Raw genomic sequence first — 1211 nt, forward strand, 5'->3', positions numbered from 1 at the left:
TTTGCTATCATCACTGGTTCTAATTTTAATTTCAAATTAAAAGAAGAGAAACAAATACAAATCAATCTATTGAACAAAAAAGACTATCTAAAAAAATATAAAGAACAAGATCCGATAGAAAATAAGAAAATAAATAATAAGACAATAAATAAAAATAATATCATATTTTCATCCGAAACAGACATTAATGATTCTTTAGAAAAAATAGAAAAAGAATGGAAATTAAAATTATCATTAGATGATTTAAAGAAAAACAAATTTATTGTAGATTATTATAATAATGAAAAATATAAAAACAAAAATCTTTCATACATCTACTTTGTTGAAAAAGACGATATTTTGGTTTTATTATTTTGGAACATTAAGGAAGAAATTACTATTGACACAAAGGAATTAAACGAAATCGACTCCTTTAAAAAAAATTTAGTTTATTGTCGAAAAAATTTAGTTCATATTACTAATCCTTTATATTATAAAAAAAGAAAAATTAATGATATTTATTTTAATCCTATTTATTTTGATGATATTTGTTTTGATGATAAAAAAAGTAATGAAGAAAATTATAACATTAAAATTTTTAAGAAAATTTTAAGTAGCGATAATAGCTATAAAAAACAAAATCGTCAATATACGTATTTAGAAATGCTTTATAACCGTGGTAAAATTAATGAAATTAGTAAGTTAAATGATCTAAGTCCAAAAACAATTACTTTTTTTTACAAAGACTAGTTAAATCAAACTAGTCTTTTTTTGTTTTTAATGAAACGAGATTTTAAAAATATACAGAGTTAAAAAAAATTTACATTTTTGTATAACACTGCGCTCATCAACAAAAACCATGGAAAGACAAATTTAATCAACCAGAACCTCATAATCGGGAAACAAAATTACAAATAAAGAATTAATTGAATATTTTTCTAAAAAATAATCTTTTTAAAACAGATAAAAATATTAAAAATAAGTATATTTAAAAATAAAACAATTAATTATTAAACAAAAAAAGCCGTTTTCAAAACGGCTATTCTATTTTCAAACTAAAACAAAAAAACAATGTTCAGTAAAAAAAATAAAAAAATAACTTAGTTTAGTCAATTTAAATTTAAAGTTTGTTGATTTTTTAGGATACAATAAACTTATTTTAAATTTTTTAAGAAAGATTATTTTTTTATCCTAATAATTTTAATTGATTAATTTCATTTTGTTTTAAAACG

Annotated in this window: 1 protein-coding gene; it reads left to right on the plus strand. The window is 19.1% G+C overall.

Annotation, left to right across the window (positions count from 1 at the left end):
* Positions 1-729: hypothetical protein (locus KTO59_RS04350; RefSeq protein WP_284928835.1), on the plus strand; the 729-nt coding region annotated here is incomplete at its 5' end.
* Between the last annotated feature and the right edge of the window lie 482 nt (positions 730-1211).

Origin of the sequence: Candidatus Phytoplasma sp. AldY-WA1 (assembly GCF_020312115.2) — a bacterium.
In the GTDB taxonomy this organism is placed as follows: domain Bacteria; phylum Bacillota_I; class Bacilli_A; order Acholeplasmatales; family Acholeplasmataceae; genus Phytoplasma; species Phytoplasma vitis.